Here is an 18726-nt window from a genome sequence, read left to right as displayed (position 1 = left end):
GGAAATCTGCGGAGAATCCGGCGTATCTTTCGCAATTAGTTCCAATAATGAACGCCGAGCCGGAGTCAATTAAGTAGGCTACAAACTCATCTCTGCGGTAACACAGTGCGCGGTTTAATGCGCGGTGTTTTATCCTGGCTCTGCAAAAGAAAGCTTGTGTTTAGGTAGCCTATGAGCGGGCTATTGGGGCATCGGCAAGCAAAGCTTATTGCAGGGCCGAAGTTAGCCGCATGACGTTATCGACGTAGCGGCGGACAAAACCGCGCTGGTTCCACTCCTCGAGGGTGAGCTCATGGCACACCGCGCGGTAATTGGCGGCGAGCTGGTTGAACTGGGCGAGGAGATCGCCTTTGGCCACGAGCATGGTGGTCTCATAGTTGAGGCCGAAGGAGCGCGGATCCATATTGGACGAGCCGAACATGCACAGCGGATTGAACTCCTGGTCATCTGGATCCGTGATGATGAACTTGGAGTGCAAAACGTAAGGGTAGGGGAATTGGTAGATATGCACCCCGGCCTCAAGCAGTGCCTGGTAATACGAGGACTGGGCGTGGTTGACCATGAATTGGTCTGCGGTATCGGAGACATAAAGCTCCACATCCACCCCGCGGTAGCAGGCGGTGGTCACGGCCTCTAAGAGGGATTCATCCGGCACGAAATACGGCGAGCACAGCACGAGGCGCTGCTTGGCGTGATGCACCAGGGAGTTAAACATGCGCAGGTTCGGCTCGGTGGTATAGCCGGGGCCGGAGGGAATCATCTGCAGGTAGTTGGCATCGACGGTTTGGGCATCGTCATAGGGCAGCTCATCTAGCGGGAGGTTCTCGCCGGATTCGGTGTACCAATCCACCGCGAAGACCGCGTTCATGGCGGTGACGATGGGGCCGGATAACTCCACCATGTAATCGATCCAAAAGCGGTCAGTGGTTTTATATTGGCGCTTGATCAGGTTGATGGAACCGATAAAACCTACCTCGCCATCGATGATGACGAGCTTGCGGTGGTTGCGCAGATCCGGGCGGCGGAACCTGCCCTTGTGCAGCTGGATGGGCAGCATGAGGCGCCAATCCACGCCGATCTCTGTCAGTTTGTCCCCCAGCGAGGAATAGCCCTTGTACTTAAAACTGCCAATCTGATCCAGCAACAGGCGAACCTTGACGCCGCGCGCGGTGGCGCGGGCGAGGGCCTGGAAAAATACATCCGTGACCTCGTCCCAGGACTGGATATAGACCTCGATGGAGACGTACTTTTCGGCGCGGTCCACGGCCGCGGCGATGGCGCGAATGCATTCATCATAATCCGCATGCAGGCCCAGATTGTGGCCAATGAGCGCCGGAAAGCCGGTCAGTTCGCGGTTGAGTTTGATGACGGATTCCACCTCCGCCGACAGGATGCCCCTGGGATGATCCGGGGTGCGGGCGGAAATATCCTCAAGGCGTTCATTGGCCTCTTGCTGGATGCGGTGGCGGCGCCGGTTGATATACGGCGAGCCCATGAGCAAAAACAGTGGCAGGCCGATGACGGGCAGCACCAGAATGGCCAGCAACCACGCGGTGGAATTGGAGGGCCGGCGGCCTTCTGGCACGAAGCCGACGGCGATGATCTTGATGGAATAATCAATGATGAGGAAGATCAGCTGCCAGAAGCTGAGATCAAGCGACCAGGTCATTTAACGCACGGAATCGAAATCGGGCAGATCGAAATCTGCACTAAGCGGGCAGTGATCGGAGGTCTTTTCGCCAGCGCGTTCTTCCATGTCTACGTGCGCGCCGGTGACGTGCTTGGCCAGCGGCGGCGAGGCCAGCTGGAAATCGATGCGCATGCCCTCGTTCTTGTGAAAGCGCATTCCCTTGTAATCAAAGTAGGTATAGCGCTGGTCTTCGGTAAAACGGCGCGTGACCTCTTCGAGGCCGGCCTCCTCGAGCATCTGGAAGGCGGCGCGCTCGGGTTCGGTGACATGCGTCTTGCCGCGGAAGGCCTCGATATCCCACACGTCCTTATCGCGCGGGGCGATATTGAAATCGCCGGTTAAAAGCAGCTTGGATTGGGCGCGGCCGGCGGCGTAGTGGGAGAGCTGGTAGAGGAAATCCAGCTTGTAATCGTAGTGGCGGTCCGTAATCTCGCGGCCGTTGGGAATATACAGCGACCAGATTTCTACCCCGCGGATGCGCGCACCAAGCGCCCGGGCCTCGCGGTCCTGGGGCTTTTCAGGGTCCTTGGCAAAGCCAGGCTGGTGGGGGAATCCGGTAAAGACTTCTTCTGGTTCTTCTTTGGAAATGATGGCCACGCCATTCCATTGGTTCAGGCCATGGCAGGTGACATGGTAGCCGGCATCCTCGAAGGCCTCGCGGGGGAATTTATCGTCCTTGACCTTGGTTTCTTGTAAGCACAGCACGTCAATATCGTGCGTGTGGAGAAGATCCAGCGCCCGCTGGATGCGGGTGCGAACGGAGTTGATATTCCACGTGGTGATGCGCATGGATAATACAGTACCGCGCGGGCAATGGCCCGGACTAGTCCAGGCCGCGGCCGGCGGGCTAGGCAGACTTGCCCAGCGCGGGGTTAGTCGCGCAGCTGGGCGTAGATCTGGCGGTGCTGCTCGATGAACCCCAGCTTTTCATACAGGCGAATGCCGGCGGTATTAGATGCCAAGACATCGAGGTAGGCGTGCTTCGCGCCCTGCTCGCGCCCCCAGCGCAGCATGTGCTGGCCCAAGAGGGCGCCTAAGCCCTGGCGGCGATGCGAGGGTGCTACCTCCACGGCAGAATATCCCAGCCAGGCGGTGCCGTCGCCGGATTCGGTGATGGTGCCGCGGGTGATGGCAACGGTCTCGCCGCCAATAATCAGCCGCCCAAAGCCCATCGTGCCCTCGATGCGGGCGCGCAGGTATTCCAAGGCCTGGGCAGGCAGCGCCTGGCCGCGGAAGTGGTACATCTCTAACCACGCGTCATCGGGCTGGTCATCGATGCGGAACTCCGCGCCGCTGGGGTGAGAGCCCGGGACCTTGGCGGATAGACCCTCGAGATCGCGCAGGACCATGACGAGGATTTCGGGTTCGGTCTCCCAGGTGGCATCGGCAAGCAGGCGCTCTGCAGGCTTGCCAATGCGCTCCGGGATGAGCAATCGCACCGGGAGATTGTGGCGGCGGTAGAACTCCGTGATTTCCTCGAGCGGGACCGGATTAAAGCCCGCGGAGGGCCCGAGCGGGACGGCGGAATTGGACCGGCCCGTCACGCCATCGCCGGCGCGCATGAGCCAGGAACTGTCCGAGGTCCACGTGTGCTCCTTGCCGGGAAAGGCCTGGGCGGTGGCGTATTCGACGGCGCGAATATCGGAATTGCGCACCATGCGCGGCGAAAGCCGCTTGATGATCTTCAGCTGCTCGGGCGCGATCTCCACGGCCTCGAGGTCAGAGGGGTAACCGCCGACCTGTTGCGGGCGGATGACCAGCGGCTTAAGGCTAAGGACGTGACCAATGACATCGCTGTGCACATCGCCAAAATCGCGCCGGGCCACGACGCGATCGCCTACCTGCACGTCATCGGAACGAAAGATGCGGGACATGATTAATCGTCGTGCCCGAAGGGATCTTCGTCTTCACCCGGCATCCAGGTGTAGCCCGGCTCGGTCCAGCCATTGCGCTTAATGGCCTTCTTGGCCTGGCGCTTGTAGCGGCCGATGAGGGTATCGGTATAGACGTAGCCATCGAGGTGGCCGGTCTCGTGTTGCAGGCAGCGGGCAAAAAAGCCGTAGCCCTCCACGGAAATGTCGTTGCCGTGCTCGTCCTTGCCGGTTACGCGCGCCCAGTCGGCGCGGCCGGTGGGAAAGCCCTCACCCGGCACGGAGAGGCAGCCTTCGTCGTCGGAGCCGTCATCGGCAGGCATGGTCTCTGGAATCTCGGAGGTCTCCAGCACCGGATTGATGACGCAGCCCTTGCGCATGCCGGCCTTATCGGCGGGCAGCTCGGTGCCGTCCGGGCCTTCGGTATCGGGGCAGTGGTACACGAAGAGCCGCTTGCCGATGCCCACCTGGTTCGCAGCCAAGCCCACGCCGTGGGCGACCTCCATGGTCTCGTACATGTCCGCGATGAGCTGTTGCATCTCAGGGCTGGAAATCTCGGATTCTTCCACCGGCGTGGTGGGCTGATGAAGCACGGGGTCGCCGTGGATAACGATGGGGCGAATAGTCATGCTTTACAGTTTAGGCATGAACCCCTTGTCTGACCTAGACGCCGCCATCTTAGATTTTGAGGAAACCGCTCCGCGCAGCATTGGCCGCAAGGAAGAGGCCATCCGCGCGCAGCTGGATATCTCGCCGGTGCGCTATCACCAACGCCTCAACCTGCTTCTTGATGCCCCCGCTGCCGCCGAATCCCATCCTCTCTTGGTGGCCCGGTTGAAGCGCCTGCGGGAGGAGCGTGAAAACACGCGGCGCGCCGCGCGGGGAAATACCCCACCGCGTTAGAACTGGCTACTAATGTTACTGAAGTGACTAAAGAGAATCCGGATAATCTATACGACCAGCAATTCGACGACGCCCCAGATGGTGCCGCTGCGGAGGATGCCGCCGCGGCCGATTATGGCGATGCTTATTATGACGACGCCTACGACGGCGCTAATGACGATGAGATAGGCGGCGAAGACGCTGCTGCTGGCGCTGCGGGTGCCGGCGCAGGAGCCGCTGCGGCCGCAACCGGCGGCGGTGGGGGAGGCGCCCACGCCAAGAAGGGTGGTTTACCACTGCGCGGGCTTGCCATGGTGTTGATCGCCGTGGCCGTGATGCTTGGCCTCTGGGGCCTTTATGCCATGACCTCGGAGGATGACGATTCGACCGTCGCTTCCGATTCCGAGCAGTCGAAGTCAGACGGCTCCGCCAATGGTGGCCAGGAGGGCAACGGCGCCGGCGGGCCTGCCGCGGATGGCGCGCGCGGCGATGGCTCCCGCGACGGGGCTAATAACCAGCCGCCTCGCGAAGGCGAGGGCGATAACGCGCACCCGAACGCCGGCGCCGAGGGCGAGGCTAACCGCGATGCCGGCCGCGATGCCGGTGCACGCGGCGGAGGTAACGATCGCGGCGGGGATGAAGCTCGGGCTGGCGGCAACGATGCGCCGTCCGCTGCGCGCGACCGCAATGACATTAAGGTCAGCGTTCTTAATAACTCCGGTGAATCCGATAAGGCCAAGAACGAAGCCGACGTGTTGAAGGACGGCGGCTTCAAGGTGGGCTATGTGGGCAACCTGCCAGGCGACGTCCTGACCGTGCCCAAGACCACCGTCTTCTACCCAGAAGGCGATACCTCCGCGGAGTCCTTGGCTAAGGAAGTCGCCGCGCGCTACCAGGCGGAAATCAAGCCCATGAATAAGGACCTGCCCAAGGAAGCTACCGAGGACGGCGCCGTTGTGGTCGCCCTCGCCGTCCCCCAGGCCTAAATAAAATTCATGGAATATTACCTGCCACCCGTTAAGCTGGACCAGTGAAGATTCCGGCAGAAGTATTCGCCCGTTCCCCCGAGCCCACGCTCGGGGTGGAATGGGAAGTCGCGCTCGTGGACCGCGACTCGCGCGATCTCGTCCCGCGCGGGGCTGAGCTTATTGATCTCGCCACTGCCGCCCACCCAGATATTCACGTGGAAAAGGAATTCCTCCAGAATACGGTGGAACTAGTCACGGGCATTTGCACCACGGTGCCAGAAGCCATTGCGGAGCTAGAAACCTCGCTGGCGGCCGTGGAAGAAGCAGCTGCCAAGCTCGGCATCGATGTGTGGGCCTCTGGCGGGCACCCGTTTACGGATTTCCGGGAAAACCCGCTTTCAGATAAACCCAGTTATCAAGAGATCATCGCCCGCACCCAGTATTGGGGAAAGCAGATGCTGCTGTGGGGCACACACGTCCACGTTGGCATCAGCCACGAGGATCGCGTCTGGCCCATCATCAATGCGTTGATGACGAAGTACCCCCACCTTTTAGCCATTTCTGCCTGCTCGCCTGGGTGGGAAGGCCTCGATACGGGCTACGCCTCCAACCGCACGATGCTCTATCAACAGCTGCCTACCGCTGGCATGCCGTATCAATTCTTCACGTGGGACGAGTGGCAGTCCTATATGCGGGATCAGGCCATCTCCGGGGTCATCAACCACACCGGCTCGATGCACTTTGATATCCGCCCAGCCTCGAAGTGGGGCACTGTAGAGGTCCGCGTATCCGACGCCACCTCGAACCTGCGGGAGCTATCCGCCGTCGTCGCTCTCACGCACTGCTTGGTCGTGTACTATGACCGCATGATTGATGCGGGCGAGGAGCTACCCGTCTTGCAGCCGTGGCATGTGGCGGAAAATAAGTGGCGCGGTGCGCGCTACGGCATGGATGCCCTCGTTATTACATCGCGCGATACGGACGAGGCTTGGGTCAAAGATGAATTGGCCCAGATGATAGAAGAACTCACGCCCTTAGCCCGCGAGTTGGGCTGCGCGGAAGAGCTGGCCTTGGTGCACGAAATCATCGACGGCGGCGCCGGATACGAACGCCAACGCCGCCTTTTTCAAGAAACCGGCAGCTGGCGCGATGTCGTCGAAGAAACCTGCCGCGAGCTCCACACCTTCCGGCCGGTGCGCTAATTAGCTAACCGGTCACCGACTAGGCGTGTGCTCAGTGATCGCACGCCTAGAGCCACACCGGAAGTAGCTGGGCGCGGCCGGCGCAGGGTGCGCAGATTGCTGCCGCGCCCCGCTGCTGCGTACCGCTTAGTCGTTATCTAGGGCGTGGCGGCCGCCGGGGGACGGGGGAGCCGGAATATCGGTATAGCCCTCGGTGGAGGGAAACTCGCGGGTCTCAGGGTTAAATACTGGGAACTCTGCGGTTTCGTCGGTAGTGGCAGAACCCCGTGCGGTAGCGCCAGACGCGTGAGCTCCGGCTGTCTGAGTGCGTTGCGGCTGGGCGTGCTGCGGCTGGGCGTGCTGGGGCTGCTGGGCGCGGTGCTGTTGGGCGTGCTGCGGCTGAGCAGCACGCTGTGCCGCGTGCCGGCCGCCGCGGGCGTCTTCCTCGCTGGGCTGGGTGCCGGGGATAAATCCCCACAGGGCATAAAAGGCGATGTAGAGGATGCCGGAGGCGGTGAAAAGGAGCATGGCCCAGGGCTGGAAGTCCAACTGGTTCAAAGAGCGGTTGGAGCCCTCGAGCCAGAAGGCTGCGGAGACAAAGGGCAGCAGTACGACGCACATGGCCGCGAAGGAAATGAGTGCTGCTACTTGCGCACCGATGACGCCGTGCAGGCGCTTGCCCAGTGCCTGGTTGACGGAGATGAGGACCACGATGGCCAGCGGGAAGACCCAAACCCAGTGGTGGTACCAGGAAAAGGGAGAGACCAAGCACGCGCAAATGCCGGCAAGGGACATGGCGGCGGAGTTATTCTTGTGCTTCATCGCGGTGCGCAGGGCCAGGCAGGTCAATACGAAGACGACCGCGACGGCGGCGAGCCACATCCAACCGCCGTCGATGCCCCACGCGCGCACCATGACCGAGCGGATGGATTGCGCACCCGGGTTGGTGTGTTCACCCACGCGGGAGGAATTGAAGATGGCATCGGTCCAGAACACCCCGGCATCCGGAATGGTGACGAAACCAATCGCAACGGTCACCGCGAAGGTAAGGACGGAGATAACCGCCTGCCACCAGCGCCTCTGGAATAGGAGCACCAAGCCCATAAAGGCCGGGGTGAGCTTCAAGCCTGCGGCGAGGCCGATGCCAATTCCGGGCAGGGCCCTCTTTTTTGGAATGACGTCGAGGGCGACCAAAAACATCAAAAAGACGTTGATCTGGCCATAGAACAAGGTGCCGTACATCGGCTCTACAGCCGGGGCGCACAGCACCAGTAGGATGGCAACAACCCAGGTCAGCGGAGAAAGTTTAAGGCCGCGCTCGTGGAAGACCATGAGGATGACGGCCAATAAGGCAAGGATGGTGCCGCCTTGCCAGAGGATGATAAGGGGGTCATCGGCAAGCGCGGAAATCCACTTGAACAGCGTGCCGGCAAAGGGCGGGTAGGTAAAAGGAAGGTTGCCAATATAAGCGTTGTCATAAAGGTTGGCGCCGTTAGCCACCTCGCCGCCGGCGAGCCAGTAAATCTTCAGATCCAGCGGCACGCGCCAGATAAAGGCATTGGGGCCGTCGTATTGGCTATAGCGGGAGATGCTGAAAATAAAGAAGGCAACCAATAGAGCGGCCAGAGTAGGCAGTCCGTAGAGCTTTTTCACGGTTAAAGGTGCCTCCTATTTGCGGCGCAGCGAACGGCCGGCGGGGCGATCATTGCGCGACATCGATTCCTCGGAACCATACAGGCCTTCACGGCGTGCAATGCGTGAGGTGCGCTGCGCGGTCACCGGGCTGGTAAACATCGCAAACAGTACCAGCAAAATAAGCATACCCAAATCACCACGCTCGGCCATACTGAATGATTCCGCGCCAGTAATGCGGATGAACGCACCCATGATGGTGAGGATGAGCCCGGTGGTCTGCGGCTTGCTCACGGCGTGGACGCGGGACATCGTGTCCTTAAAGCGGGCCAGGCCAATGGCGGCGGCGAGGATGAGCAGGCTGCCGCTGATGACGAGGATGAGCGAGAGGATATCTGCGATTAGAGACCAACTCATTGGTTATCCCTCTTCCTAAACCTGGTAACGGACACGGTGGAGATGAAGCCGAGCAGCGCGATGACCAGCATGGCCGAGACCACGGAGGTATCTAGTGACCAGCACATGTAGGTCGCCAGCGCGCATTGGAACATGGCGGTAAAACCGTCCATTCCCACCAGCCGGTCGAGGGAGTTGGGCCCAGTGATAATGCGCCAGACGGTAATTAATACGGAGACCCACAGCAAGAATGCGGGAACCAGCAGGATGGCGTGATAGATCTGCGGATCCATTATGGGTGGCTCCTTTCAAAGATCTCGATCATGGAAGATTCTAGGCGGGATACGGCATCGATTTCGCGCTGGATCTGCGCCTCATCCCGGGCATCCAGGATGTGGATGGTGATCATGCGATTGGCGATGTCAATGTCTGTCACCGTTCCTCCCGGCTGCAGGTTGTACAGCGTCACCGCGAGGGAGAGGATGAACTCATTTTCTAGGCGCATCGGCAATTCCAGGATGGCGGTTTGGGGCAGCGGCTGCGGCCGGGAGGCCAGCCAGCCCACCTTGAGGGAGGCATAAAACAGCTCCCAGAACCAGCGCAGCATGTAGCGGAAGAATTTGCCCCACGCGACCTCGACGCCGGCAATGGGCATCGCCGGCAGTGGCAGGGCGAAGACGATGACCAGGGCGACGAGGAGGCCGCCGACCACATTGCCCACCGTGATTTCGCCCATGAGCATGCACCACATGACCGTGATCCAGACGGTAAACCACGGCCGGAAGCGGTAGCGCAGACCGGCAAAGCGGCTCTTAGTCATCGCGGGCCTCCTTCTTTACTGGCGTAGGGCTTTCTGGTGCCCTCGATTTCGTCGACGCGTCCGAGCTTGGTGTCTCCGAGCTCGACGTCTCCTTGGCAGCAGATTCCGGATCGTGGGTCGGGCCGGGGTCCGGCAGCAGGTGGCTGCGCTCTTTGTAGGAGTCCGCGCCGCCTTCGTAGCGGTCCTTCTGGTCAAGGTGCCGGGTGGGGTTATCGGCATTTTCGCCCAATACGGCGTACTGATAAATGGAGGTATCCTGCGCGGATTCGGCCGCGCGGGAGGTGACACCGGAAATCGGGCCGGCTAGGAAGGTGATCGAGGTCGAGGCGATGACCAGCAGCGCGGTGGCGCCCACCATGCCGAACGGCACGCGGCCGACATCCTGGCGGGAGGAGAACTCGACCTCATCGGTGATATCAGAAAGCGGGGCGGGGCGTGCTAGGGCGACGTTGCCCTCGGGGGCATCGGCGCGGTCGCGCTGGAAGCCCTTGGCCCAGACCAGCATCATGACGTACAGGGTCAGCAGCGAGGTCACTAGCGCGCCACCGATAAGCACCCACGCCAGCCAGGAGCCTTCGTTGGCGCCCGCCTGAATGAGGATGATCTTGCCCAAGAAACCAGAGAACGGCGGCACGCCGCCCAGGTTGATGGCCGGAATGAAATACAGCACGGCGATAAGCGGGGCGGAATACATCAGCGAGCCCAGGCGCCGCAGCGAGGAGGTACCGGCCTGGCGCTCGATGAGGCCGACGACGAGGAAGAGCGCGGTTTGTACCAAAATGTGGTGGATGGCGTAGAAAATGGCGCCGGATAGCCCCTGGGCGGTGCCCAAGGAGACGCCGAAGATCATATAGCCGATGTGGCTGACCAGGGTAAAGGACAGTAGACGCTTAATATCGGTCTGCGCGATGGCGCCCAAGATACCTACCAGCATGGTGGCCAGCGCCACCCACATCAGCACGGTATCGAGGCCACCATTGGTAAAGATGGACGTGCGCGCGCGGATGATCGCGTACACACCAACCTTGGTGAGCAGGCCGGCGAACACGGCCGTGACCAGCGAAGGCGCGGTGGGGTAGGAGTCCGGCAGCCAGGCGGCCAGCGGCACCACCGCGGCCTTGATGCCAAAGGCCACGAGCAAGGTGGCGAAGATGGCGGTGCGGGTGCCCTCCGGGATGTCCTGCATGCGCTGGCCAATCTGGGCCATGTTCATGGTGCCGACGGAGGCATAGACATACGCTAGCGCCAGCAAGAAGATCATGGATGAGGCCATCGAGACCATCACATAACCCACGCCGGCGCGCACGCGGCCTGCCGATGCTCCCAAGGTCAACAGCACGTACGAGGCGACGAGGAAGACCTCGAAGCCGACGTAGAGGTTAAAGAGGTCGCCGGCCAAGAACGAGATATTCACGCCCATGGTCAGCAGCATGTAGGTGGGCAAAAAGACCGCGACCGGTTCATCCTTGGTGCCATCGCGCACACCCTGGGAAATGGCGTACCAGATGACGGAGAACAGCACCACAGAGGAGGTAAAGAGGATCATCGTGGAGAGCCGGTCCGCCACCAACGTGATGCCCACGGGGGCGTCCCAGCCGCCTATCTGCAGGGTCTGTATGCCATGGAAATCCACTATTATGATCAGGCTCGCGTTCACCGCAGCCGTAATCAGCAGGGAGAAAAAGGCGATCTGGCGTTGCACATTAGGCATGCGGGCAAACAGCAGCGAGAGCGCCGCGGCCACAGCCGGGATGATGACGGGCAGCGGGATGAGGGCGCCGACGTACGGGTACATTGTTTCGGCCGCCTGGTGGAATGGCTCAGTCATCTTCGGCTCCCTTCACCGGCTCCTCGAAGGATTCGGGGCCGAAATTATCGCCTTCCTTGGTGGCCCGTCCGGTGGCGGGGTCATTGGAGGCATCATGATCCGCGCTCGCCGCGGCGTTGCCGGGCTTGGAGGCCTTAGCGGCAATCGCGGTATCTTCGGCGTCATCTTCAATGACGTCGGCGGTGCGGTAGCGGTACTGGCGGTAGGCCAAGGTGAGAATAAAGGCCGTCAGCGCCATGGAAATGACGATGGCGGTAAGGATCATCGCTTGGGTAAGAGGATCCGCAATATCGCTGCCATAAGGCTGGGCCTCGCGGCCATCGATGGGCGGCGAGCCCGCCGGGCCACCGGCCTGCAGCATAAAGAGGTTGGCGCCATTGCCCAGCAAGAGCAGCCCGAGCATCATCTTGGTCATGGCGCGGTCGAGCAAGAGGTAGATGCCCGCAGAAACCATTACTCCGGCGGCGAGCAGGAGGAAGAGGTTGGCTTGCATTTATTTCTCCTTTCCTGCGTTATCCCCGGAACCTGTGCCGGAGGAGCTCGTTGCGGCTGGTATCTTTTCTTTTTTCTTCTCTTGTTTTTGCGCCCGTTGGGCCTTTTGCTTGGTGCTGCGCTCCCGGTTCTTCCGCGCCAGCGAGCGGGCGCGGTCGCGGGCGCGCTGCTTACGCATCTCTTCTTCTTCATCCAGCTTGGCGCCGAGCGAGCTGAGCACGTAGAGCGTGAGCCCCACGACGATGAGGTAGACGCCCAAGTCAAAGACCAGCGCCGAAGGCAGCGAGACCGCGCCGATAAGAGGGATCTCGGGCGAGGTATATCCGCTGGTAAGCGGCGGATGGCCAAAGAACATAGGCACCACCACCGCCAAGGCAGAGAGGGAGAGGCCAGCGCCCATGGTGCGCCCGGCATCGATGGGCAGGGCCTCATCGAGCTCCGCGCGGCCACCGGCCAGGTAGCGCAGGATGAGCGCGAGTGCGGCCACAAGGCCACCGGCGAAGCCGCCGCCTGGCGCGTTGTGCCCGGCAAAGAAGAAGTAGAAGGACAGCGCCATCATGGAGGGGAAGAGCACGCGGGTGGAGACATCGATCATCAGCGAGCGGTTGAGCGCCTGCTCTGATTCCGAGCCCGCGGCCAGCCAGCGCCGGCCCGTGACCTGCAGGGTAGGCCGGCGGCTATCCCTAGAGAAGGATTGGGTGCGATAAATCAGGGAGGCCACGCCGAGCGCGGCGATGATAATCACCGTGATCTCGCCAAAGGTATCCCAGGCGCGCAGGTCCACCAGCAAGACGTTGACGGCATTGGCGCCGTGGCCTATCTCCTTAGCCAGCTCCGGCATGTACTGCGAGATAGGTTCTGCCGAGCGCGCGTTGATGGCAAACATCGCCACGATGGTGACGGTCAGGCCGGTGCCAACGGAGAGCCAGGCGCGCAGGCGTCCCATCTTCGGGTCCTGCTTCCACTCGGTAGACGCCGGAATGCGGCGCAGCACCAGCATGAATAGCACCATGATGATGGTTTCCGTGAGCAACTGGGTCAGCGCCAAATCCGGGGCACCGTGGATGGCAAAGACAAAGGACAACGAGTAGCCGGTGATGCCGACGATGATGACGGCGGAGAGACGGTTATCGGTGACCGTGGCTGCGATGGCGGCCACCATCATGATGATGGCGGCGACGACCTGCCAGGGGTTTTCTGCAACCACCATGCGGATATCCGTGAGATCACCGGTAATCAGCATGGTCAGCGGCAGCACCATGAGGGTGGCGAAGATGACGGTCAGGTTGAGCTGCAGCGAACCGCGCTGGGTGACGGCCGTGGTGCGCAGGGAGAGCTTGCGCAGGGTGGAGATGACCTTGTCGTAGACGGCGTCGGCATCGCCAAGTGCGGGGTACGCAAACTGCCATTGCTCCAGGACCTGGCGGCGCCAGTGCACGATGATTCCGGCCACGATGATGATGGCGGATACGCCCAAGGTCACTGACCACCCGTGCCAGAGGGCTAGGCCGTGGTGCTCGCCTGCCCCAAAGGTGGAATCGAGGTGCTGATCGATGGTCGCCGAGAGCGCCTGCGGCGCGAGGCCGAGCGTGATGGTCAGCGCGGTGAGCACGGCGGGGGCGAGCCACAGGCCCACGTTGACCTTGTGCATCGTGGCCACGGCCTTAGAGACGCCGTCTTTATCCTCGGGGAGGTTCTTGGTGGCAAAGGCACCCCACAAAAAGCGCAGGGCATAGGCCATGGTGAGGATGGAACCTGCCACATAGGCTACCAGGATCATATTGCGCGGCATGCCAATAAGCAGCTCTTCGTGCATGGTGGATTCCAGCACGGCCTCCTTGGAAACGAAGCCAAAGAGCGGGGGAACGCCCGCCATGGATAGGGCGGAGATAATGGCGATGCCGTAGAGGAAGGGCTGCTTGCGGCCGAGGCCGGATAGCTTCGTAATATCGCGCGTGCCAGAGCAGTGGTCGATGGCGCCGACCACCATGAAGAGTGCGGCTTTAAAGAGCGAGTGGGCAAAGGTCAGCGCTAGGCCCGCCTGCATGGCCTCCCGGGAGCCAACCGCCACGATGGAGGTGATAAAGCCCAGCTGGGAGACCGTGCCATAGGCCAAAATGAGCTTGAGGTCTTTTTGCTTCAGCGCCATCCAGCCGCCGAGCAGCATGGTAAATACGCCTAAGGAAATGACCACGAGGTGCCAGGTGGCTACCTCGTACATATCCGGTGCCAGGCGAGCGATCAGGTAGATTCCGGCCTTGACCATGGCCGCGGAGTGCAGGTACGCCGAGACAGGCGTTGGCGCTGCCATAGCACCCGGCAGCCAGAAGTGCGCCGGCACGATGGCGGACTTGGTGAGCGCGCCGACCAGGATGAGCACGATGGCGACGGTGACGTATGGGGTTTGGGGGAAGTGATCGTAGGCGTGGATTTCGCTAAACGTCCACGCCCCTGTTTGCCGGCCGAGCAGGCAGATGCCCATCAGCATGGACAACCCACCCAAGACGGTGACCATCAGGGCTTGCTGCGCGGCGCGGCGCGAAGAGGCGCGCTCGGCATAGTAGCTGACCAACAGGTACGACAAGAGGGAGGTGATCTCCCAGAAGACGTACATGAGCAGCAGGCTATCGGAGGTGACAAGCCCAAACATGGCGGTGGCAAAACCCACCATCTGGCCGGCGAACATGGCAAGGCGGCGGCGCGTGGAATCGAAATAGCCCCAGCAATACAGCAGGACCAACGCGCCCATCCCTAAGATGATGAGGCTAAAGAGCCCGCCCAGGGCATCCATGCGCAGATCCACGGCGAGGTGCGCGGCCGGCATCCACTCGATGGTGTAATTCAGCGCGCCGCCGTCGTGGAAGGTACCCCGGGCAAAGTGCGCGAGGGTCCACACGAAACCGACACCGGGAACGATTGCCAATAAACCAAAGGCTGGGCGGCCCACATTCATAATGAGCAGCGGTGCAACCACGGTGGCAACGATGAGGGCACCCAGAAGTATTAGCACGTTGGAATCTGCGCTCCTTAGGTTGTGTCAAGTTCTCAGACCCTCATTGCCGCGGGGCGTGGCGATATGCGCCATAGTCATATACACACCAAGACAGTTCGTACTCGGCCGAGTACGAACTATCCCACGTGTGCAAGCAGCGTGGCCGGAAACGGGGTCAACTCGTCGAAAGTTTACCGGTTTTTCCACAACTTCGAAAGATTATTTTTAGCACACAGTATTATATGCCGCCGTTGCGCGCATGTTCTTACGCGTAGCGCTGCAAGAAAAGCGCCTCCGCAGCGGCGACGTGCTCGATCTCGGTGGGATCGACGGACTCATTGGCGGAGTGGATGGTGCACTTGGGTTCCTCCACGCCGTAGAGGGCGATTTCCGCGTTGGGGTGTGCCTCTTGCAGCTCGGTGGTCAGCGGGATGGAACCGCCCATGCCCTGCGCCGCGGTTTCCTTGCCATAGGCCTCGGAAAGGCACTGGCCCAACAGCGCCACGGCGGGTTTTTCCGGGTCGGTGGAAAAACCGGCATTGGCCTCCACGACCTCTGCCTTGATGTGCGCGCCCCAGGGGGCGTGGTTTTTCACGTGCTCGCAGACGGCCTCGCCAATGGCGCGGGCATCGGTGCCGGCCGGAACTCGCAGGTTCAGCTTGGCCGCCGCGGTAGCGGGAACGGCGTTGACGGCCTCAGCCACTGGGGTAGAGGTAAAGCCGGTCACGGAAATGGCCGGGCGGGACCACACCATGTCTGCCACCGGGGTAGCGCCCTCCGGGTCTTTGGAGCCCATGATCTCGGTGCCCTCGAGCAGCTGTGCGTCGCCGCGGAAGGCCTCGGACGGGTATTCCTGGCCTTGCCAATGGGCGCTGGTATCCACGCCATCGATGGTGGTGCGACCGTACTCATCCGTGAGCGAATCCAGCGTGCGCATTAGCGCCTTCACTGCGTCTGGGGCAGCGCCGCCGAATTGGCCGGAGTGCACGGGCGCGGCCAGGGTATTGACCTCGACCTCAATCTGCGCGCCGCCGCGCAGGGAGGTGGTCAAGGTGGGCTGGCCCACCGCGGCATTGCCGGCATCTGCAATCAGGATGGCATCGGCAGCGAAAAGCTCCGGGCGGTCCTTGATGAGCTGGGACAGGCCCTCGCCGCCGCGCTCCTCGGAGCCCTCGATGAGGTACTTCAGGTTTACCTTCGTGCCGCCATTGGCCTCGAGGGCGCGCAGGGCCGCCAGGTGCATGGCCACATTGCCTTTGCAGTCTGCCGCGCCGCGGCCGTACCAGCGGGTGGTGCCCTCGGCATCGGCGCGCTCGGTCAGGGTGAACGGATCGGATTCCCAGGCTGCGCGGTCTCCTGCAGGCACGACATCGTAGTGCGAGTACAACAGGACGGTCTTGGCGCCTTCTTCACCCTTGCGCTCGCCCAGAATGGCGGTGGAACCATCCGCGGTGGTGATGGTTTCTACCGTTGCCCCGGCTTTTTCCAGCGCGGCCTTCACCCACTGGCTTGCGCCCTGGGCCTGGTCCTCCAAGCCCGGCTCATTGTGTACGGAGTTGAATCCCACGAGCTCGCTGAGCTGGCGGAAGATGGTGTCACGGTCGCTACGTATGGTGTCAATCATATCTGTCATGCAATCCACGGTACCTTGAGCGCTTGGGCCGCAAGACCGATCCTCACGACAATTCCTATGCATTCCTGCCCGCGCTTGCCGATGCCCCCACCTTCCCCACCGCGCCACCTTCCGCCTCAGCCGTCCTTCCGAGGGGAAGTGCCACAGCGCGGTGTGCGGCGGGCAAAAGATCGCTACAGGCAAGCGCGTTGTTTCTTGCAGTAGGGGTAGGAGAGTGCCAGAATGGGCGTTAGCACTCGGACAGGATGAGTGCTAGATAAATCTCCATCGTTGTGGTTGAGGTTGGTCCACACTCACCAGCCATGCCGTCGCGGGCGTCCGCAGCGAGAAAGACGTGAGTGTCGTCCTCAATAAATCCAAGGAGCACAAACACTATGGCAAAGATTATCGCTTTTGATGAAGAGGCCCGCCGCGGCCTTGAGCGCGGCCTGAATACTCTGGCTGACGCAGTCAAGGTCACCCTCGGACCCAAGGGCCGCAACGTCGTCCTAGAAAAGTCCTGGGGCGCACCGACCATTACTAATGACGGCGTTTCCATCGCTCGCGAAATCGAGCTCGAGGATGCTTACGAAAAGATCGGCGCCGAGCTGGTCAAGGAAGTTGCCAAGAAGACCGATGACGTCGCCGGCGACGGCACCACCACCGCAACCGTTCTGGCACAGGCACTCGTCCGCGAAGGCCTGCGCAACGTAGCCGCTGGTTCCAACCCAATGGGCATCAAGCGTGGCATCGAGACCGCAACCAAGAAGGTTGTGGACTCCCTGCTGTCTTCCGCCAAGGAAGTAGAAACCCAGGAGCAGATCGCTACCACCGCTGGCATTTCCGCCGCAGACCCGGCAATTGGTGAAAAGATTGCCGAAGCTATGTACACCGTGGGTAACGGTTCCGTAAACAAGGACTCCGTTATCACCGTGGAAGAGTCCAATACCTTCGGCGTGGACCTCGAGGTTACTGAGGGTATGCGCTTTGATAAGGGCTACATCTCCGGCTACTTCGCTACCGATATGGAGCGCCAGGAGGCGGTGCTGGAGGATCCGTACATCCTGCTGGTCTCCTCCAAGATCTCCAATATCAAGGACCTCGTTCCGCTGCTGGAAAAGGTCATGCAGTCCGGCAAGCCGCTGCTGATCATTGCTGAGGACGTTGAAGGCGAAGCCCTGTCCACCCTCGTGGTCAACAAGATCCGCGGCACCTTCAAGTCCGTTGCCGTGAAGGCCCCGGGCTTCGGTGACCGCCGCAAGGCCACCCTGCAGGACATGGCCATCCTGACCGGCGGCCAGGTCATCTCCGAAGAGGTTGGCCTTTCCCTAGAGACCGCCGAGCTGGAGTACTTGGGCCAGGCACGCAAGGTCGTTGTCACCAAGGATGAGACCACCATCGTCCAGGGTGCTGGCACCCAGGAGCAGATCGATGGCCGCATCAAGCAGATCCGCGCTGAGATCGAGAACTCCGATTCCGATTATGACCGCGAGAAGCTGCAGGAGCGCCTGGCTAAGCTCTCCGGTGGCGTGGCCGTGCTCAAGGTCGGTGCAGCCACCGAGGTTGAGCTCAAGGAGCGCAAGCACCGCATCGAGGACGCTGTCCGCAACGCCAAGGCAGCCGTGGAAGAAGGCATCGTTGCCGGCGGTGGCGTTGCCCTGCTGCAGGCCGCTACCGTTCTCGACTCCATCGAGGCCGAAGGCGATGAAGCCACCGGTGTAAAGATCGTCCGCGAGGCACTGTCTGCACCGCTGAAGCAGATCGCTCACAACGCTGGCCTGGAGCCTGGCGTCGTCGCAGATAAGGTCTCTGGCCTGCCCGCAGGCGAGGGCCTCAACGCCGCTACCGGTGAGTACGTCAACCTCATGGAATCCGGCATCAATGACCCGGTGAAGGTCACCCGCTCTGCACTGCAGAACGCTGCGTCCATTGCAGCACTGTTCCTGACCACCGAGGCTGTTGTGGCCGATAAGCCAGAGCCTGCCGGCTCCAACAACGCTATGCCTGACGCTGACGCTATGGGCGGCATGGGCTTCTAAGAGCCCTCCACCACGCCTGGCGCATACTGAGCTCCCGCTCTTATATGCGCTTGAGTCTGGCGAAAGCTGCGCCCCTCACTGTGTGCTGAACGCACGCGGCGAGGGGCGCAGCGGCGTTTTATGCCCCTTTTGTGAAGCGCTGGGGCGGATCCCCCTTTGAGGAACCAGAGGATACGAACGGATCCGTTTGTATAGCTTGGGATCTACTTTTCGTTACATCGTCAGCCGCTTCAATCGCCTTTAGTTACCGGAACTAACCCCGTATTAGGGTAAAAAGCGGGCAAAAACCGCAGTAATGAAAACTAATTCCATATAAATCTCCA

Annotated in this window: 17 protein-coding genes; 4 read left to right on the top strand and 13 right to left on the bottom strand. The window is 61.4% G+C overall.

Annotation, left to right across the window (positions count from 1 at the left end; genetic code table 11):
• Nucleotides 1-205 precede the first annotated feature (205 nt).
• From HMPREF1257_RS08770 to HMPREF1257_RS08755, 4 genes are all read right to left on the bottom strand, one after another.
• Nucleotides 206-1669, bottom strand: a complete 1464-nt coding sequence (locus HMPREF1257_RS08770; RefSeq protein WP_023024023.1) for a phospholipase D-like domain-containing protein — start codon at nucleotides 1667-1669, stop codon at nucleotides 206-208.
• Nucleotides 1670-2479, bottom strand: a complete 810-nt coding sequence (locus HMPREF1257_RS08765) for an exodeoxyribonuclease III (RefSeq protein ID WP_023024021.1) — start codon at nucleotides 2477-2479, stop codon at nucleotides 1670-1672.
• An 83-nt stretch (nucleotides 2480-2562) separates the two neighbouring features.
• On the bottom strand, nucleotides 2563-3564 hold the full coding sequence (locus HMPREF1257_RS08760) for an N-acetyltransferase (protein WP_023024019.1): 1002 nt from the start codon (nucleotides 3562-3564) through the stop codon (nucleotides 2563-2565).
• A 2-nt stretch (nucleotides 3565-3566) separates the two neighbouring features.
• On the bottom strand, nucleotides 3567-4190 hold the full coding sequence (locus tag HMPREF1257_RS08755; RefSeq protein WP_023024016.1) for a peptide deformylase: 624 nt from the start codon (nucleotides 4188-4190) through the stop codon (nucleotides 3567-3569).
• Between HMPREF1257_RS08755 and HMPREF1257_RS08750 the strand changes: the two genes are divergently transcribed.
• From HMPREF1257_RS08750 to HMPREF1257_RS08740, 3 genes are read left to right on the top strand one after another with little or no spacing between them, the layout of a single operon-like run.
• Nucleotides 4189-4464 carry a DUF3263 domain-containing protein gene (locus HMPREF1257_RS08750; protein WP_084529689.1) on the top strand — a complete coding sequence of 92 codons (276 nt, stop codon included), beginning with the start codon at nucleotides 4189-4191 and terminating at the stop codon, nucleotides 4462-4464. The two genes, HMPREF1257_RS08755 and HMPREF1257_RS08750, sit on opposite strands and share 2 nt — an antisense overlap.
• Before the next feature lie 23 nt (nucleotides 4465-4487).
• Nucleotides 4488-5429, top strand: coding sequence for a LytR C-terminal domain-containing protein (locus HMPREF1257_RS08745; RefSeq protein WP_023024012.1), 942 nt, complete (start codon nucleotides 4488-4490; stop codon nucleotides 5427-5429).
• Between the two features lie 44 nt (nucleotides 5430-5473).
• Nucleotides 5474-6613, top strand: a complete 1140-nt coding sequence (locus HMPREF1257_RS08740; RefSeq protein ID WP_023024010.1) for a glutamate--cysteine ligase — start codon at nucleotides 5474-5476, stop codon at nucleotides 6611-6613.
• 126 nt (nucleotides 6614-6739) lie between these two features.
• Here the strand turns inward: HMPREF1257_RS08740 and HMPREF1257_RS08735 are convergent, their stop codons facing one another.
• The 9 genes from HMPREF1257_RS08735 to HMPREF1257_RS12270 all read right to left on the bottom strand — a co-directional run bounded on the left by HMPREF1257_RS08735 (nucleotide 6740) and on the right by HMPREF1257_RS12270 (nucleotide 16758).
• Complete coding sequence (locus HMPREF1257_RS08735) at nucleotides 6740-8245, bottom strand: glycosyltransferase 87 family protein (protein ID WP_023024008.1); 1506 nt, start codon at nucleotides 8243-8245, stop codon at nucleotides 6740-6742.
• A gap of 15 nt (nucleotides 8246-8260) precedes the next feature.
• The gene (locus tag HMPREF1257_RS08730; protein ID WP_005279458.1) at nucleotides 8261-8641 is read right to left on the bottom strand and encodes a monovalent cation/H(+) antiporter subunit G; all 381 of its coding nucleotides are present in this window, start codon (nucleotides 8639-8641) and stop codon (nucleotides 8261-8263) included.
• Entirely contained in the window at nucleotides 8638-8913 is a 276-nt protein-coding gene (locus HMPREF1257_RS08725) for a monovalent cation/H+ antiporter complex subunit F (RefSeq protein WP_023018012.1), read from the bottom strand. Before HMPREF1257_RS08725 ends, HMPREF1257_RS08730 begins: the two co-directional genes overlap by 4 nt.
• On the bottom strand, nucleotides 8913-9440 hold the full coding sequence (locus tag HMPREF1257_RS08720) for a Na+/H+ antiporter subunit E (RefSeq protein WP_023024005.1): 528 nt from the start codon (nucleotides 9438-9440) through the stop codon (nucleotides 8913-8915). Before HMPREF1257_RS08720 ends, HMPREF1257_RS08725 begins: the two co-directional genes overlap by 1 nt.
• Complete coding sequence (locus HMPREF1257_RS08715; RefSeq protein WP_023024003.1) at nucleotides 9433-11268, bottom strand: Na+/H+ antiporter subunit D; 1836 nt, start codon at nucleotides 11266-11268, stop codon at nucleotides 9433-9435. Before HMPREF1257_RS08715 ends, HMPREF1257_RS08720 begins: the two co-directional genes overlap by 8 nt.
• Nucleotides 11261-11761 (bottom strand): Na(+)/H(+) antiporter subunit C, encoded by a 501-nt coding sequence (locus HMPREF1257_RS08710; RefSeq protein WP_023024001.1) that lies wholly within the window; start codon nucleotides 11759-11761, stop codon nucleotides 11261-11263. Before HMPREF1257_RS08710 ends, HMPREF1257_RS08715 begins: the two co-directional genes overlap by 8 nt.
• The gene (locus HMPREF1257_RS08705) at nucleotides 11762-14770 is read right to left on the bottom strand and encodes a Na+/H+ antiporter subunit A (protein ID WP_023023999.1); all 3009 of its coding nucleotides are present in this window, start codon (nucleotides 14768-14770) and stop codon (nucleotides 11762-11764) included.
• A gap of 247 nt (nucleotides 14771-15017) precedes the next feature.
• Nucleotides 15018-16385 carry a dipeptidase gene (locus HMPREF1257_RS08700; RefSeq protein ID WP_023023997.1) on the bottom strand — a complete coding sequence of 456 codons (1368 nt, stop codon included), beginning with the start codon at nucleotides 16383-16385 and terminating at the stop codon, nucleotides 15018-15020.
• Nucleotides 16386-16614: 229 nt separating this feature from the next.
• Nucleotides 16615-16758 carry a hypothetical protein gene (locus HMPREF1257_RS12270; RefSeq protein ID WP_156904629.1) on the bottom strand — a complete coding sequence of 48 codons (144 nt, stop codon included), beginning with the start codon at nucleotides 16756-16758 and terminating at the stop codon, nucleotides 16615-16617.
• Between the two features lies 1 nt (nucleotide 16759).
• Between HMPREF1257_RS12270 and groL the strand changes: the two genes are divergently transcribed.
• Nucleotides 16760-18403: a chaperonin GroEL gene (groL, locus tag HMPREF1257_RS08695; protein ID WP_023023995.1), complete on the top strand. Its 1644-nt coding sequence runs from the start codon at nucleotides 16760-16762 to the stop codon at nucleotides 18401-18403.
• Nucleotides 18404-18726 lie beyond the last annotated feature (323 nt).

Origin of the sequence: Corynebacterium sp. KPL1814, from assembly GCF_000478175.1 — a bacterium.
Classification (GTDB): domain Bacteria; phylum Actinomycetota; class Actinomycetes; order Mycobacteriales; family Mycobacteriaceae; genus Corynebacterium.
The sequence above is the reverse complement of the archived record's forward strand: the minus strand, read 5'-3'. Positions and strand labels throughout refer to the sequence as shown.

Coding starts and splice junctions, on each gene's coding strand:
- HMPREF1257_RS08755 (WP_023024016.1), bottom strand. CDS start 4,190: ATGACTATTCGCCCCATCGTTATCCACGGCGACCCCGTGCTTCATCAG.
- HMPREF1257_RS08720 (WP_023024005.1), bottom strand. CDS start 9,440: ATGACTAAGAGCCGCTTTGCCGGTCTGCGCTACCGCTTCCGGCCGTGG.
- HMPREF1257_RS08730 (WP_005279458.1), bottom strand. CDS start 8,641: ATGAGTTGGTCTCTAATCGCAGATATCCTCTCGCTCATCCTCGTCATC.
- HMPREF1257_RS08725 (WP_023018012.1), bottom strand. CDS start 8,913: ATGGATCCGCAGATCTATCACGCCATCCTGCTGGTTCCCGCATTCTTG.
- HMPREF1257_RS08770 (WP_023024023.1), bottom strand. CDS start 1,669: ATGACCTGGTCGCTTGATCTCAGCTTCTGGCAGCTGATCTTCCTCATC.
- groL (WP_023023995.1), top strand. CDS start 16,760: ATGGCAAAGATTATCGCTTTTGATGAAGAGGCCCGCCGCGGCCTTGAG.
- HMPREF1257_RS08760 (WP_023024019.1), bottom strand. CDS start 3,564: ATGTCCCGCATCTTTCGTTCCGATGACGTGCAGGTAGGCGATCGCGTC.
- HMPREF1257_RS08710 (WP_023024001.1), bottom strand. CDS start 11,761: ATGCAAGCCAACCTCTTCCTCCTGCTCGCCGCCGGAGTAATGGTTTCT.
- HMPREF1257_RS08715 (WP_023024003.1), bottom strand. CDS start 11,268: ATGACTGAGCCATTCCACCAGGCGGCCGAAACAATGTACCCGTACGTC.
- HMPREF1257_RS08765 (WP_023024021.1), bottom strand. CDS start 2,479: ATGCGCATCACCACGTGGAATATCAACTCCGTTCGCACCCGCATCCAG.
- HMPREF1257_RS08700 (WP_023023997.1), bottom strand. CDS start 16,385: ATGACAGATATGATTGACACCATACGTAGCGACCGTGACACCATCTTC.
- HMPREF1257_RS08750 (WP_084529689.1), top strand. CDS start 4,189: ATGCTTTACAGTTTAGGCATGAACCCCTTGTCTGACCTAGACGCCGCC.